Origin of the sequence: Sandaracinomonas limnophila, assembly GCF_004005965.1 — a bacterium.
GTDB lineage: Bacteria > Bacteroidota > Bacteroidia > Cytophagales > Spirosomataceae > Sandaracinomonas > Sandaracinomonas limnophila.
In genome coordinates this window covers 228,709-245,355 of sequence record NZ_SACY01000001.1, presented here as the reverse complement: position 1 = coordinate 245,355, position 16,647 = coordinate 228,709, and the positions used below count along the sequence as shown (strand labels likewise).

General features: G+C 34.7%; 13 protein-coding genes. 8 read left to right on the top strand and 5 right to left on the bottom strand.

All coding sequences use genetic code 11. The features are described from left to right. Position 1: 1 nt before the first annotated feature. Positions 2–3,574: a DNA polymerase III subunit alpha gene (gene dnaE / locus EOJ36_RS01090; protein WP_127802171.1), complete on the bottom strand. Its 3,573-nt coding sequence runs from the start codon at positions 3,572–3,574 to the stop codon at positions 2–4. A 2-nt stretch (positions 3,575–3,576) separates the two neighbouring features. After that, positions 3,577–4,254, bottom strand: coding sequence for a DUF2461 domain-containing protein (locus EOJ36_RS01085; RefSeq protein ID WP_127802170.1), 678 nt, complete (start codon positions 4,252–4,254; stop codon positions 3,577–3,579). A gap of 118 nt (positions 4,255–4,372) precedes the next feature. On the opposite strand from EOJ36_RS01085, the gene trpS reads away from it, so the two are divergent. Together trpS and EOJ36_RS01075 are read left to right on the top strand one after the other, a co-directional pair. After that, positions 4,373–5,344: a tryptophan--tRNA ligase gene (gene trpS / locus EOJ36_RS01080; RefSeq protein ID WP_127802169.1), complete on the top strand. Its 972-nt coding sequence runs from the start codon at positions 4,373–4,375 to the stop codon at positions 5,342–5,344. 3 nt (positions 5,345–5,347) lie between these two features. Continuing rightward, the gene (locus EOJ36_RS01075) at positions 5,348–5,899 is read left to right on the top strand and encodes a phosphatase PAP2 family protein (RefSeq protein ID WP_127802168.1); all 552 of its coding nucleotides are present in this window, start codon (positions 5,348–5,350) and stop codon (positions 5,897–5,899) included. Here EOJ36_RS01075 and EOJ36_RS01070 read toward each other — a convergent pair. Further along, a complete protein-coding gene (locus tag EOJ36_RS01070) occupies positions 5,887–6,891 on the bottom strand; it encodes an acyl-CoA reductase (protein WP_127802167.1) in 1,005 nt (334 codons plus the stop codon). The two genes, EOJ36_RS01075 and EOJ36_RS01070, sit on opposite strands and share 13 nt — an antisense overlap. 149 nt (positions 6,892–7,040) lie before the next feature. On the opposite strand from EOJ36_RS01070, the gene EOJ36_RS01065 reads away from it, so the two are divergent. The 3 genes from EOJ36_RS01065 (at position 7,041) to EOJ36_RS01055 (ending at position 10,212) form a co-directional block, all read left to right on the top strand. Beyond that, complete coding sequence (locus EOJ36_RS01065; RefSeq protein ID WP_127802166.1) at positions 7,041–7,388, top strand: 4Fe-4S dicluster domain-containing protein; 348 nt, start codon at positions 7,041–7,043, stop codon at positions 7,386–7,388. A gap of 304 nt (positions 7,389–7,692) precedes the next feature. After that, complete coding sequence (locus tag EOJ36_RS01060) at positions 7,693–8,832, top strand: outer membrane beta-barrel protein (protein WP_127802165.1); 1,140 nt, start codon at positions 7,693–7,695, stop codon at positions 8,830–8,832. 39 nt (positions 8,833–8,871) lie between these two features. Next, on the top strand, positions 8,872–10,212 hold the full coding sequence (locus EOJ36_RS01055) for an ammonium transporter (RefSeq protein ID WP_127802164.1): 1,341 nt from the start codon (positions 8,872–8,874) through the stop codon (positions 10,210–10,212). A gap of 88 nt (positions 10,213–10,300) precedes the next feature. Here the strand turns inward: EOJ36_RS01055 and mtaB are convergent, their stop codons facing one another. Together mtaB and EOJ36_RS01045 are read right to left on the bottom strand one after the other, a co-directional pair. Then, on the bottom strand, positions 10,301–11,620 hold the full coding sequence (gene mtaB, locus EOJ36_RS01050; protein WP_127802163.1) for a tRNA (N(6)-L-threonylcarbamoyladenosine(37)-C(2))-methylthiotransferase MtaB: 1,320 nt from the start codon (positions 11,618–11,620) through the stop codon (positions 10,301–10,303). A gap of 246 nt (positions 11,621–11,866) precedes the next feature. Next, positions 11,867–12,880, bottom strand: coding sequence for a glutamine synthetase beta-grasp domain-containing protein (locus tag EOJ36_RS01045; RefSeq protein WP_127802162.1), 1,014 nt, complete (start codon positions 12,878–12,880; stop codon positions 11,867–11,869). A gap of 236 nt (positions 12,881–13,116) precedes the next feature. Between EOJ36_RS01045 and EOJ36_RS01040 the strand changes: the two genes are divergently transcribed. From EOJ36_RS01040 to EOJ36_RS01030, 3 genes are read left to right on the top strand one after another with little or no spacing between them, the layout of a single operon-like run. After that, positions 13,117–15,324, top strand: coding sequence for a glutamine synthetase III family protein (locus EOJ36_RS01040; protein ID WP_127802161.1), 2,208 nt, complete (start codon positions 13,117–13,119; stop codon positions 15,322–15,324). Positions 15,325–15,336: 12 nt separating this feature from the next. Further along, positions 15,337–15,888 carry a hypothetical protein gene (locus tag EOJ36_RS01035; RefSeq protein ID WP_127802160.1) on the top strand — a complete coding sequence of 184 codons (552 nt, stop codon included), beginning with the start codon at positions 15,337–15,339 and terminating at the stop codon, positions 15,886–15,888. Further along, on the top strand, positions 15,885–16,607 hold the full coding sequence (locus EOJ36_RS01030) for an RsmE family RNA methyltransferase (protein ID WP_127802159.1): 723 nt from the start codon (positions 15,885–15,887) through the stop codon (positions 16,605–16,607). Before EOJ36_RS01035 ends, EOJ36_RS01030 begins: the two co-directional genes overlap by 4 nt. Positions 16,608–16,647: the final 40 nt, after the last annotated feature.

Here is a 16,647-nt window from a genome sequence, read left to right as displayed (position 1 = left end):
ATTAATTTTTAGAAATCAATTTAAAATTTACATTTTCTAAGTTATCAAGTTGCTTTATTAGTTTTTTAGAAATATTTACCTGACTTTTTCTACTCAATAATTCTAAACTAATTTTTGCTTCTTCATCATAAACCTCCATGATGAGTTTTTTATTCCCTTTATTTTCCTCCAAAATTTCTGCAACAGATTCATATGTTGCTTGGTTCATATCTTTGATATTAAATGTCATTCGTAATTCCTTGGCTCTGTCTTCCAAAACCTCAGAAAGCAATTCCATAAAACTAATCTTGAAAGTCATCTGATCTGAATACTTATTCTTTGCCTGATAAGTTCCTTGTACAAACAACAGCCGATCGGGTTGAACATATCGCTCAAATTCTAAATAATCTTTTGAAAATAAGGCGAATTCATAAGTTCCAGTTAAATCCTCTATACTAAAAATCATGAATTGATTTCCGTTACCGGCCGTCCTCGTTTGCATTTTTGTTACAATTCCGGCAAAGGATTGTAAGGAATTTGGTCGAGTTTCTAATTGTGCAACTGTTGAATTACAAAAACTCTTAATTTCAATTTTATAATCATCTAAGGGGTGACCAGAAATATAGACCCCAACAACTTCCTTTTCGTATTTCAATTGCTCCATAATTGACCAACCTTCTCCTTGGGGAATTTTAGGTTTCGGAATATCAAATCCACTATCTGCCCCCATATCTCCGAATAGAGAAGTGGAAGCTGTAGATTTTAATTCAATAACCTTAGCCGTATATTTAATGATTCGCTCAATGAAACCGATATTATCTGAAGGATCTACAGCAAAATAGGCATCTCTTGGAATCTCTTTGAAACAATCAAATGCCCCAGCATAAACTAAATTTTCAAAGTTTTTCTTGTTAACTACTCGAGTATTTACCCGTGAAATAAAGTCGAAAATATCTACAAAATCACCATTTTTTTGACGCTCCTCAACAATAATATCAACTGCAGCCTCACCAACACCTTTAATTGCACCCAAACCAAAACGAATTTGTCCCTTTTTATTCACAGCAAATGCTCTTTCAGATTCGTTTACATCTGGAACTAATAATGGAATACCCATTCGTTTACATTCATCCATGAAAAAAGTAATTTTTTCAATGTTTCCTAATGAATTGGAAAGAACGGCAGCCATGTATTCTCCAGGATAATTTGCCTTCAAATAACCTGTTTGGTAGGCTACAAAAGCATAACAGGTCGAGTGCGATTTATTAAATGCATATTGGGCAAATGCCTCCCAGTCGGTCCAAATCTTTTCTAATTTATCGGCCGGATGATTATTTGTTGCACCACCTTCCATAAATTTACCTTTCATTTTATCGATGGTTGCCTTATCCTTTTTACCCATGGCTTTTCGCAATACATCGGCATCACCTTTGGTAAAATTTGCCAATTTTTGAGATAAAAGCATTACTTGCTCCTGGTAAACCGTAATTCCATAAGTATCTGCCAAATATTCTTCCATTTCAGGCAAATCATATTCTATGGCCTCTCTACCATGTTTACGGGCAATGTAATTGGGTATATAAACCATGGGTCCTGGTCTAAACAAGGCATTCATGGCAATTAAATCGGAGAAACGGTCAGGTTTTAAGTCCCTTAAATGTTTTTGCATTCCAGCAGATTCAAACTGGAAAGTTCCATTGGTTTCTGCTCGCTGATATAACTCATAGGTGTTTGCATCATCCAAAGGAATATCATCCAAAACGATATCTACACCATGATTTTTCTTGATGAGTCGAACTGCTTCCTTCAAAATAGACAAGGTTTTCAAGCCCAAAAAGTCCATTTTAATTACTCCAGCATTTTCAATTACACCACCATCAAATTGGGTAATTAATAAGTTAACATCTTTATTGGTTGCAACGGGTAAAATATCAGTTAAATCAGATGGGGCAATGATAATACCTGCAGCATGAATACCTGTTCCACGCACAGAGCCTTCCAAAACAAGCGCTTCATCTATCACTCTACTAGCCAAACCTCCTTGCGCTTTTATTTCACGCAATTGTTTAACTTGTTCCAATTCATCTGCACTTAACCCTTCCTTATCTGCCAAAGAACCATCGCCCGTCAAAGGTGCGTTTACCACACGGTCTAATGAAATTTTAGGCTTATCAGGTACCAATTTGGCCAAGGCATTGGAATCGGATAAAGGTAAATCCAAAACACGGGCAACATCCTTGATCGACATTTTAGCGGCCATGGTACCATAAGTAACAATATGTGCTACCTGATTTTTGCCATATTTATCAACCACATAATCAATAACCTTTTGGCGACCCTCGTCATCAAAATCCGTATCAATATCGGGTAATGACTTACGATCTGGATTCAAAAAACGCTCAAATAGTAAATCATATTTAATGGGATCAATATTTGTAATACCCAAACAATAAGCAACCACAGAACCTGCGGCAGAACCACGACCTGGACCCACGTAAACGCCTAAATCTTTTCCCGCATTAATAAAATCGGCAACAATTAAGAAATAACCAGCAAAACCCATCGTTCGAATGGTATGCAATTCAAAATTGATACGTTCTTCTTTAACCTGATCTATATCACCATAACGCTTTTTAGCGCCTTCCCAAGTTATATGTTCTAAATAATCGTCTTGAGAGGCAAACTCTAAAGGGATTTGGAAATTAGGAAGTAATACATCCTTTTTTAATTCAAGGGTTTCTACCTTTCCAACAATTTCATTGGTATTATCAATCGCCTCAGGAATATGCGACCACAATTGGGTCATTTCCTCCGTAGACTTAAAATAAAACTCGTCATTATAGAAAGCAAAACGCTTTCCACGCATATCCATATCGTTTTCTACATCTTTATAAGTAGGAGTGGACTGCTTCTCACCTGTGTTAATACACAATAAAATATCATGTGCATTGGCATCTTTACGATCTAAATAATGGGAGTCGTTAGAAGCAATTACTTTTACATTGTACTTTTTTGCAAACTTTAATAATACATCATTAACTTGCTGTTGCTCAGGAATAAAATGGTTTTGAACTTCTACATAATAATCTTCTCCAAATAGGTCTAACCACCATTTAAATTCCTTTTCAGCTTCCTCTTCACCTGAGCGCAAAATAGCCTGAGGGACGCTTGCTCCCAAACAGCAAGTAGTAGCAATAAGGCCTTTATGATATTTTAAAACTAATTCTTTATCAATTCTGGGATATTTAGAATACATCCCTTCCATAAAACCTAATGAACAGAGTTTCACCAAATTTTGATAGCCTTCCGGATTTTTAGCTAAAAACAACTGATGATACCGCTTATCTTTTTGTTCTTTGGTAAAAGATTGTTTGTGTCGGTCTGCAACCACATAAAACTCACAGCCCACAATGGGTTTAACCCCATGTTTTCCAGCTTCGGCTACAAATTGAAATACACCAAACATGTTACCGTGGTCTGTTATGGCCACGGCTGGCATATTATCTGCTTTTGCTTTTTTAAACATTGCAGAAATCTTAGACGCCCCGTCTAGTAATGAAAATTGTGAATGATTGTGTAAATGGGAAAATTGCATATTTATTCAGTTGGGGCTTTGTCGAAAATTGAGGTGTTTAAAAAGTCTAGAACAGGTTTTAAAAGTTTAGCATTATGAATAACTTTTTCTTGAAAATCTTTTTTCAACAATTCATCATCTGTAAAATGTTTCCAAAAGAAAAGTTGTTTTTGTTTTAATAATTCTAAGTTGGGATGATCATCTGAATAGCCTTTGGGAGCTTTTTTCAAGGCATCACCTTGATATTGTCCAAAGTTCGCAGCAAATTTTGGGTCTTGAATAAGTGCTACCAAATGGTCACCATTGTAATCTATTTCTTGACGGTATTTAGCTAAATGTGCTGGTTCGGGCGCATACATTCCACCTCCAATAAACGATTTTCCTCCCGGTTCTATGTGTAGGTAATAGTCCATGTAGGGGGAATTTTTACCACCTTCAGAAAACGCAGCAGAAAACCAAGGTTTGTAAGGTGCTTTGTCTTTTGAAAAACGCACGTCTCGATAAATTCGAAATACACAATTTTTCACCTCTACACCTGCCATGTTTTCAAAAGCTGAAAAATCATGAATTAGGGAACTTACAAATTCATCAAATTGAATTTTAACCACCTGAAATTCCTTTTTATTGTCTGCAAACCATTCTCTATTGTTATTAGCTTTAAGGTTACATAAAAAAGAAATTAACTCAGATGAGAGGGACATAAAATTCGTTTAGGGAAAGAATAACGAATTTAAAAAAAATATTAGGATTTTGACAGAAAAAATGGTGGATATTTGAATGAATTTATTGATTTTTGTGAAATTTTTTTTAACAAAATTTATGCGCATTTTAACCGGAATTCAATCTTCAGGCAGACCTCACCTTGGAAACATCCTCGGGGCCATCATTCCTGCAATTGAGTTATCTAAAAAATCGGGAAATGAATCATTTTTATTTATTGCCGATTTACATACATTAACTAGTTTAAAAGATGGTGAAGCTATTAGAAATAACACATTAGCTATTGCTGCCGCTTGGTTAGCTTTTGGATTTGATACTGACAAAAATTTCTTTTATCGTCAATCTAAATTAGCGCCATACCATACCGAATTAATGTGGTACTTAAACTGTTTTACGCCCTTTCCAATGCTAGCAAATGCACATAGCTTCAAGGATAAATCGAGCAAATTGGCAGATGTAAATGCAGGATTGTTTACCTATCCCGTTTTACAAGCGGCAGATATTGTGTTGTATGATGCAAATATTGTTCCCGTAGGAAAAGACCAGCGGCAGCATATTGAAATGACACGAGATATTGCTTCAGCTGTAAATCGCTTAGCTAAGCAAGATATTTTTGTCATTCCAGAAGCTGAAATAAGTGAAGAAGTGATGACTATCCCAGGTATTGATGGCCAGAAAATGAGTAAATCGCTCAATAATTACATTGATATTTTCTTGCCTGAAAAGGATTTGTTAAAGCAAATAAAGAAAATCGTTACTGATACGACTCCTTTAGAAGATCCGAAAGATCCTGAAAATGATATCACCTTCAAATTATTTAATTTGATTGCTAGTAAAGAAGAAATTGACCAAATGCGTTCTAATTATTTGGCTGGTGGCTTCGGTTATGGACATGCAAAACAAGCACTTCACGAAGTAATGATGAGAAAATTTGCTGATGCGCGTGAAAAGTTTGATTACTACATGAACAATCCAAAAATAATTGAACAAAAGCTGGAAGAAGGAGAGAAGAAGGTAGAACCCATCGCACAAAAAACAATTCAACGCGTCCGAGAAGTTTTTAAATTTTAATTTATGTGGCCAAGTTGGGATAGCGAATTATTTAAATGGATAAACCTTCACCATACGGAATTGTTTGATTCTGTAATGATATTTTTTTCTAATAAATATGTTTGGATCCCTTTCTATCTTTTGATAATCTATTACTTAATTCGAAAATTCAAACAACAATCTTGGAAGCCAATTGTTTATTTAATTATATCAGTTGCAATCTCGGATCAAATTTGTTCTTCAATCCTTAAACCTTGGATACAGCGACTAAGACCTTGTCATGAAGCAAGCTTTCAATCTTGGATTCATTTAGCAGATGGTTGCGGTGGACAATTTGGTTTTTGTTCATCTCATGCTGCTAATTCATTTGCCTTAGCAATTGGATTATATTTAATTACAAAAAACAAAAACATGCTATATTTAATAATAGCCTGGGCTTCAATTATATCATATAGTAGAATTTACTTGGGAGCTCATTACCCATTAGATGTAATTGTGGGGGGATTGATTGGAATGGGAGTGGCTTTTGGGATTAAAAGAATTATGAATTATGAATTAATAATTTACAATTCATAATTCATAATTCTATAAGTATTCACCCCATCTGCCCAATCACTTAAACTAGGTTCTTGCGCCAAACCAAACGGAATTAAATCCTGGCCAATTCCGACTTTGCATTGAATTTTTTCTTCAAAACCTACAAGCATTTCTTTTAATTCTTGCTCATTAGAATAATAATGCAAGTGTAAAACTCCCACTGCAGAAACTAATTCTGGTTTTTCAAGAACCAATAAATTGCCTAAGTCGAAATGTGGGACTTGATTTAATAAAAATAAAGTCTTTTGGTACTGGTAATTATTTGAATACTTATGATGTTCCATTACCCACTGATAGGTGGTCAGCACATCAAATAAAGGAATTAAATCGTAATCTTTTGGGATAAAAATAGAGGATACATTTCTACACCCCAAACCATAATACGTAAAAATATCTTTTGCCAAACCTTCAAAATCAGATTTCGATTCATTTCCCCAAAGAATTGCCAATGAACTTCGATTTTTACGAATAATACGTGGAATATCTTTAAAATATTGATCAAAATAATTACCTGTGGTGTCGGAACCTGTAGCGATTACAAACTCAGAATCTTTAATTTTATCAACTATTTGAATTTCAAATTTTCCAAAGGATTGAATAACCTCTACATATAATTGCATTAGGGGAGTATCTTGAGAACTCAATTTGATTAAACAAATATTTCCCGAGGCTAAAACCATCAAAACATCGTGCATACCTACTGCAGGTAAATTTCCTGGTAAAACAATTCCAACTTTTTTAGGAGTACTTTGCTTAGGCAGTCCCTGTTCTTCAAAAAAATGTTCCCATTTATTTCTGTCAAAGAATTGCTTTTGAATGGCATCCATTGAATAATCAACCAAATCACGAGTAAACCAGGGATTTTGCCCCAAGGCTTTTTCTATGAAAAGTTCAATTTTTTCTTCATTGGATGAAGATGTAAAATATTCTTTTAGGTAGGTAATTAAATCCAAAAAGGTATTTTTTGACATAATCTTGACGTTTGCAATTAAATAATTTAATACAAAGTTCTAAAATTTTTACAATAGTCAACTAAAAATATATACTATTCAAAATTCTGTTCGTAAATTGCGTAAATTTTTTAGCAACAAAGACCTAAGTCTTTTAAAATTTTATAGAAATGGCTATCATCATTACAGAAGAATGTATCAATTGCGGGGCTTGCGAACCAGAATGTCCAAATACAGCTATATATGAAGGAGGAGTGGAGTGGACTTGGGCTGGAGGAACAGCCTTAACTGAAGTTGAATTGGAGGATGGTTCTGCTATGGATGCTAAAGCACCAATTGATCCAATATCTGATGAATTTTATTATATCGTTCCTGATAAATGTACTGAATGTACAGGTTTTCACGAGGAACCACAATGTGCGGCTGTTTGTCCTGTAGATTGTTGCGTACCAGATCCGGACCACGAAGAAGACAAGGAAACCTTGTTGGCGAAAAAAGCTTGGCTGCATGCGGAATAGATAATAGAGACGAGAGAATAGAAACTAGAGACAAAAGACGAGAGATGGCGAAATGCTTCTCTCGTCTTTTTTTATTCCATCAATTCGTCTCTCATTTCTTTTCTCGTCTCTAGTCTCTCGTTCCTGTTCTTCATTTTTGCAAAATATTAATTTTTAAGTTTAAATTTTAACCACTTTTTGCATATTTTTTGCAAAAACACAAAAAATAGGTTTAATTTTTATTGTTTTTTCTTGTAATTACTGAAAAATATCCTAATCTTTGTTTCAGTAATCAAGCATTTATAACAAAAAAATCATCAAGCCTATGAAAAAGTCCTTTACAACATTCGTTTTAGCCCTTTTAGCATTTTGCGGATTTGGACAAGAAACGGTAACTGAAAGTTCAAAATTTTCTTTCTCCGGTTACATCGACTCGTATTATTTATTTAACGGAAATGGCCCTGCATCAAGAAGCAATTTGGGAGTTTCTGGATACGAAAGAGCATTCGATCAAAAATCAAATCAATTTTCCTTAGGACTAGTTCAAACTAAATTCAACTACTCTACTAAAAGTTCAGACGTAGTAGTTGATTTAACTTTTGGCCCCAATGCAGACCTTGGCCAATATGGCAACGTAATTGGTCCTTTAGGCCAAGGAAAGGCAACATCAGCCATCGCGATCAAACAAGCCTATTTCAATTGGAAGGCAAGTGAAAAATTAACCTTTACAGCTGGACAATTCGGTACCCATATTGGTTACGAAGTAATTGACGCACCAGTCAACTACAATTATTCCTTATCCAATTTGTTTAACAATGGACCATTTTACCATATTGGAGCGAAAGCTGCCTATGCCTTCTCAGAAAAATCATCAGTGATGGTAGGGGTTGTAAATAATGTCGACAATTTAAATGACAACAATTCATCTAAAGGATTAATTGCTCAATATTTTATATCACCTAAAGAAGGTTGGAACGTTTATTTAAATGGAATTACATCAGACGAGTCTAATGACAATGATGGGAGTAGTTACAATTTATTGGATTTAACAACTTCCTACCAATTAACTTCTAAATATTTTGTAGGATTAAATGCTGCATATGGCTCCCAAACAGGTGACTATCAAGGAGGCGGAAACGTTGGAAACAATAAAACATGGGGTGGAGTAGCCTTTTATAGTAATTATGCTTTTACTGATAAATTTAGCCTTGGAGCACGCTATGAGGTATTTGATAACACTTCTGGTGCAAGAGCATTACGTTATATAGATGCTGACGGAAATTCTACAGGTACAGATGTCAAATCATTAACCCTTACAGCTACTTTTACTGCTGCGGAAGGACATCTTTTAATCAAACCAGAAATAAGAACCGATGCCTACAAAACAAATCAATTTGTAGATAGCAAAGGAAAAGCCACCAGCTCACAAACCACTTTTGGAACAGTATTTATTTACAAATTTTAAAACAAAACTAATTAATCAAGCATTTAAACATTTAAAATTATGGCAAACTCAAAATCAACTTGGATACCTTTATTGGTATTGATTGGACTCTCCATTCTTGCATTATACACTGAATTACCAGGAACAATGCCCACTGAAGGAGTCGATACAGGAGATACCGCCTGGATGTTAGTTTCATCAGGACTTGTACTATTAATGACTCCCGGATTAGCTTATTTCTACGGTGGTATGGTCAATCACAAAAACGTAATCTCAACCATGTTGCAATCTTTCATTGCCATGGGGGTTATTTCAGTAATTTGGATTATTTTTGGATTTTCTCTTGCATTTGGAGACTCCATCGGAGGATTCATCGGAGACCCTCGAACTTTTTTCATGTTCAACCATGTTTTCGATCATAAATTAGCCTTAGGTTCTGCAGATCAATTAAAATTCACAATTCCATTTGCTCTATTTGCATTTTTCCAAATGAAATTCGCTGTAATCACTCCTGCACTTATTTCTGGGGCATTAGCTGAACGAATTAACTTTAAAGCATTTGTATTGTTTATGATTTTATTCTGTGTAGCCGTTTATGCACCTTTGGCGCATTGGACATGGCATCCTGATGGATTTTTATTCAACTTAGGAGTTTTAGATTTCGCAGGAGGAACAGTTGTTCACATGTCGGCTGGATGGGCTGCATTAGCTGGAGCATTGTATTTAAGAAGAAGAAAATCACATATTGAATCAAACATTTTACCTCCTGCCAACATTCCATACGTTTTATTAGGAACTGGTTTATTATGGTTCGGATGGTTTGGATTCAATGCTGGTTCGGCGGTAGGAGCCTCTTCTTTAGCCGTAACTGCTTTCTCTACAACCCACGTTGCTGCGGCAGCTGCTGGTTTATCATGGGTACTTTTTGATGTAACAAAAGGTAAAAAAGTAAGTGCACTTGGATTCTGTATTGGTGCAGTAGTTGGTCTTGTAGCAATTACTCCAGCCTCTGGATTCGTTACAGTTCCAGTTGCTATTTTTATTGGAGTTGTTGCGGCAATAATCTCAAACATTTTAGCTCATTGGAGATTAAACTCTAAATTGGATGATTCTTTGGATGTATTTCCTTGTCATGGTGTTGGAGGAATGGTTGGAATGTTGATGACTGGTATTTTTGCTACAAGCGCTGTAAATGCTGCTGTAACAACTAATGGATTATTTTATGGAGAAACTGGCTTGTTTTTCAAACACCTACTTGCATTGGTAATTGTTTCTGCCTTTGCTTTTATTGGATCCTATATTTTACTTATCATTACAAATACATTAATTCCATTACGTGTAACTGAAGAAGAAGAAAAAATTGGCTTAGATATTTCACAACACGACGAATCAATCAACTAAAAAACAATTAAATACAACCACAGATTAATGATTCTTGTGGTTTTGTTTCAAATAAAGTCGGAAACTTTTAGATTCCGGCTTTTTTGTTTTAAACCAATTGCAATAAAATTTCAGATTTCATTAATCCATTAGAATCAATGGATTTATAGCGGACAGGCTGAATTGTATTTACCAATAAAGGATCATACGGCACAGAAACACGTATATAATTTTCAGAAAAACCTTCCATCATACCGTTTTCAGCAGATTCCTCAAACAAAACTTGCCCTTTCAGGCCTAATTGAGATTCATAAAATGCTCTTTTTTTCTTTTCAGAAAGAATATGTAACATTTTCGCACGCTCTGTTTTATCCCTACTTATCACCTTGGGTTGAATAGCCACGGCATAAGTATTTGGTCGCTCGGAATAGGGAAACACATGCAAATAAGCTACATCTAATTGATTGATAAACTCAAATGTTTCCAAAAACAATTCATTCGTTTCTCCCGGATGCCCAACAATTACATCAACTCCGATACATGCATTCGGCATCACATGTTTAATTTTCTCCACTTTATCTACATACAATTCTCTCTGATACCTTCTTTTCATCAATCGCAACACTGCGTTGGATCCTGATTGCAAAGGAATATGAAAATGGGGTACAAACTTTTGACTTAAAGCCAAAAATTCTATCAGATCATTGGTTAGTAGATTCGGTTCAATAGAAGAAATCCTAAAACGATGTACATCGTTTTGGTTTTCAATTGCTTTCACTAAATCGAAAAACGATTCATTTCTTTGACCATTTTGAATACCAAAATCACCAATATTTACTCCTGTCAAAACAATTTCTTTTACTCCATTTGTTCCAATCTCTTCAATCAAAGGTAAAATTTCAGCTATTTTTCCTGACCTACTTTGTCCACGTGCCAGAGGAATTGTACAATAGGAACAAGGGTAATCGCAACCATCTTGTACCTTCAAAAAAGTTCTTGTACGATCATTTAAAGAATAGGAGGCATGGTAATCTAAATCGTATCGAATTTCCGAAGCAATAATTTTAGGATGTTGTTCGGAAGGTTTATTTAAATATGGCTGAATTAATTCAGGTAATTTGAATTTTTCATTTGCTCCAAGAACCAAATCAACTCCAGGAATTTGAACAATCTCTTCTGGTTTCAACTGAGCATAACAGCCAATTATTGCTACAACTGAATTGGGGTTGATTTTTTTAGCTTCTCGAACCACCTTTTTGCATTTTTTATCTGCATGATCGGTCACACTACAAGTATTGATCACAAATAAATCAGGATGTTCAGCAAAATCTACACGAGAGAATCCCAATGGCTCCAAAGAACGAGCTATGGCACTTGACTCAGCAAAATTTAATTTACAACCTAGCGTATAAAATGCAACCTTTTTCATGTAAACTTATTAGCCCGCAAAGGTAATAAAATTGCATTTAAGGAGCGAATTTGAGAAAATTAATTTATCAAACAACTGAACTTTTTTTGCTGTATATTGCAGGGGGTAAGGGTACGTATTTCCCCTTAAATAAGAAGAAAGAATTTCACAAATTTTAAACTTATATTTAAAATCTATTAGTTGATTTTAAAACAAAAATGGCGGGAAATCCCGCCATTTTCAATAGTATATAAATGCAAAATTAAATTATAACTTAGCTGTTTTTACAGTTTTAATAATTCTAGAAGCAACTTTGTATGGATCTGCAGCCGAATTTGGACGACGATCTTCTAACCAACCTTTCCATCCTTTTTCCACTGTTACAATTGGAATACGAATTGATGCACCTCTATCAGAAATTCCATAAGAGAATTGATCGATAGATTGAGTTTCGTGCTTTCCAGTTAAACGTAAATGATTATCAGCACCGTAAACTTCAATATGTTCTTTAACTACGGGAGCAAATGCTTCGCAGATTGTTTCATAAACTTTTCTGTCACCACAAGTTCTCAATGTAGTATTTGAGAAGTTAGCATGCATACCTGAACCATTCCAATCTAATTGTCCAAGTGGCTTGCAATGCCAGTTAATAGCAACGCCATATTTTTCACCTAATCTTTCTAAAATATAACGAGCAACCCAGATTTGATCTCCAGCTCCTTTAGCGCCTTTGTCAAAAATTTGGAATTCCCACTGTCCAGCAGCAACTTCAGCATTGATACCTTCTACGTTCAAACCAGCCTCTAAACATAAATCTAAATGTTCTTCAACAATATCACGACCAAATGCGTTCGCAGCACCTACTGAACAATAATAAGGTCCTTGTGGTGCTGGATATCCATTTACTGGAAATCCTAATGGCTTGTTAGTTTCTGGATCCCACAAGAAATACTCTTGTTCAAAACCAAACCAGAAATCATTATCATCGTCTTCAATAGTAGCACGACCATTAGACTCATGCGCAGAACCATCAGAATTCAATACTTCACACATTACTAAATATCCATTCTTACGAGCAGGATCAGCACAAATAAAAACTGGCTTTAATAATAAGTCAGATGAACCTCCAACAGCTTGCTCTGTAGAAGAACCATCAAAACTCCACACATCACAATCTTCTAATTTCCCTGAGAAGTTGTTTTCAATTTTAGTTTTTGAACGTAAACTTTGAGTAGGCTTATAACCATCTAACCAAATGTACTCTAATTTTGACTTTGCCATTTTTATACTTGTTTTTGCTGAAAAATAGTTTTTTCGTGAATTATGAATACAAAATTAAACCTACTTTTGACAAAAACAATACTTTTGTTTAAAAAATTAACTAATTTTGAACCACAAAATCTATTAAATGCAATTTTTCTCTAAATAATCCCCAAAAAACAATCCAATTAAAGTATTTTTCAAATTTTAAATCAAGGGAAATTTTGGCTATTTTTACTAAAATTAATTCACATAATATGGCTATCAATCGTTTTAAAGCGTTAGACCTTGCTCAAACGCGACAGAGTACCAATGTTAAGGTTCCTTCAGAAAAAGTAACAGATTATTATGGTAGCATGACTTTCAATGATGAAGTGATGCGTTCCTTGTTATCTCCAGAGGCTTATTTGAAAATCACAACCGCAATTCAAACCGGGTCTAAAATTGACCGTGATGCAGCAGACGAAGTTGCAGCTGCCATGAAATCTTGGGCTATCTCAAAAGGAGCAACTCATTATACACACTGGTTTCAACCATTAACAGGTACTACAGCTGAAAAACACGATTCATTTTTTGATATTGACTTAAGCAATGGTAAGGCTGTTGAAAAATTCAAGGGTTCTGCCTTAGTTCAACAAGAACCAGATGCTTCTTCTTTTCCAAATGGAGGTATTCGATCGACATTTGAGGCAAGAGGCTATACCGGATGGGATCCTTCATCGCCAGCATTCATCATGGAAAACTCTACTGGAACTGCAACCTTATGCGTTCCTTCTGTATTTGTATCATATACAGGTGAGGCCCTTGATTATAAAACACCTCTTTTAAAATCAATCGAATTGATTGACAAAGCTGCTACGGCTGTCATTAAAGAATTTTTTAATCGTGATGTAAATAAGGTAATTCCAACTGTTGGTATTGAGCAGGAATATTTCTTGGTTGATGAAGCCTTACACAATGCTCGTCCAGATTTAATGATGGCAGGACGATCTGTATTTGGACATGCGCCGGCAAAAGGACAACAATTAGAAGATCATTATTTTGGATCCATCCCTAATCGCGTAAATGCTTTTATGGTAGATTTTGAAATTGAAGCCTTGAAATTAGGAATTCCAGTTAGAACTCGACATAATGAAGTTGCCCCAGCTCAATTTGAGGTAGCTCCAACCTTTGAGGAAGCAAATTTAGCCTGTGACCACAATGCTTTATTAATGGATTTAATGAACAAAGTGGCTACAAAGCACAAATTCAAAGTATTATTCCATGAAAAGCCATTTGCTGGTATTAATGGTTCAGGTAAGCACAACAACTGGGCATTAGCAACTGATACAGGAATTAATTTATTAGGCCCTTCTTCAAAACCAAAAGAAAACTTACGCTTTTTAACCTTCTTTGTAAATGTATTGAAGGCCGTACATGACAATGCCGATTTGTTACGCGCTTCTATTGCATCAGCGGGCAACGAGCACCGCTTAGGTGCGAATGAGGCTCCTCCTGCTATTGTTTCTGCTTTCTTGGGTTCAACCATGAGTCAAGTTCTTGACGATTTGGAAAAAATGAAAGATATTGAGGATATTACCTTAGAAAAAGGAGATAATGTTTATCTAAAATTAGGAATCAACAAAATTCCATCATTGATTTTGGATAACACAGATAGAAACAGAACTTCACCATTTGCATTTACCGGTAACAAATTTGAATTCCGTGCTGTTGGATCGTCAGCAAACTCTGCAGCTCCAATGACCATTCTAAATACTATTGTTGCAAACCAGTTAATTGCTTTCAGAAAAGATGTTGATGCTGTTTTAGACAAAGGCGTAAAGAAAGAATTGGCTATTATGGAGATTCTGAAAAAATATGTCAAAGAGTCTAAAAAGATTCGTTTCGAAGGAAATGGATATTCAGACGAGTGGGTTAAAGAGGCAGAAAAAAGAGGTTTATCTAACTTGAAATCTACTCCAGAAGCACTAGATGTTTATACACGACCAGAATCCATTGAATTATTTACCAAATACGGCATCTATTCAAAAGAAGAAATGCACGCTCGTTATGAAATTGAATTAGAAAATTATATCAAGAAAATTCAGATTGAATCTCGTGTAATTGGTGATATGGCTATTAACCACATTGTTTCAACTTCTATTAAATACCAAACATCTTTGGTAGAAAATGTAAAAGGTCAAAAAGAAATTGGAATAGATAAATCTTTCTATGAGCCTACTATTGAAATGATTAAGAAAATTTCTGAGTATACTTCGAAAATTGTTCGTTTACAAAACGAAATGACAGAAGCTCGTAAGGAAGCTAATAATGTAGATGATATCGCAGAAAGAGCACACTTATACAGTACGAAAGTAAAAGGTTTCTTTGATGAAATCAGATATGCTGTGGATAAATTAGAACTTGTTGTTGACGATGATGAGTGGCCTTTACCAAAGTATCGTGAATTATTATTAATCAAGTAATTTATACATTTCATGAATTCAAATCCAGGTTTTTTAGCCGAAGAAATTCAAAAAGTTAAAGAAAAATGTCAAGCTGAAGGCAAATCATTCATTTTCATAGAAGATGATGATTTGCCAATTGGCAATGACAAAGAAATGGCACACATTCAATTCATTGGAAATTACAATGGGAGAGAGGTCGTGTTTGACGCCATGCTTTACACTTTGCAATTACATTATTCAAGTGTAATTTATGAAGAAGCAGAGCGCGAAGTAATGAATGAATACCCTTTATATATACCAATAGAAAGTAGAGATGAAACTTACACGGCCAATGAACAATTGGATGAAGAAGTTGAAATGATGATTTTAGAGGTAATTGAGGAATTAGAAGAAACCGATGAAATAAAAGTTTCTGAATTTATTCAATTAGATGAGCAATTTGAATTCGGAATAGGCATAGAAGCCGCTTTATATGTTCCAACTTTAGAGGATGATGTAATCGAAAATTTTATTCAAAATTTCAATAATGGCACATTTAAAGCAGATGAGACCATGTATTCCTTTAAAAATGAAGAAAATTGAACCTTCCAGTATTTTTTCTAGAAAATCCGACCCAAACTACACACTTAAGTGATGAGGATTCTCACCATGCAAGTAAGGTATTGCGAATGGGGGTAGGAAGCGAATTTTATTTGTTGGATGGAAATGGAACAAAATATGTATCCAAAATCATAAAGATTGAAGGGAAAAAAGTTTATTTCAAAGAATTACAGGTAGTCGAAAATTTACCAGAAAACCCGCAAAAACTACATTTATGGATTGCCCCAACCAAACAAATGGAGCGAATGGAATGGATGGTAGAAAAATGTACAGAAATGGGCATTAAATCGATAGGATTTTTTGTTTCAAAAAACTCTGAAAGAAAAGAGATTAAATTAAATCGTTTGGATAAAATTATTGTTTCTGCTTTAAAACAATCCAAACAGCTATATAAAACACAATTATCCGAAATTCTAAGTTTCAAAAACCTGATCACACAATTAAATTCAGAAAAAAGCGTTAAAGCATTTGCTTATATTTCAAATGAAAATATATCAAGTTTGGCGGAAATAGCCAAACAGAAATCAGAAACTCATATTTTAATTGGACCAGAAGGCGATTTCTCAATGGAAGAAATTGAGACTCTAAAACAAAATAAATATGAACCATTTTCATTAGGAAAATCAATTTTACGATCTGAAACGGCCGGACTCATTTGTACTGCCGCATTTGCAATCCAAAAAGGTGATTTAAAAGCCTAGTTTTACATTTTTTTTAGTAAATTTGTGCCATATTTTTAAA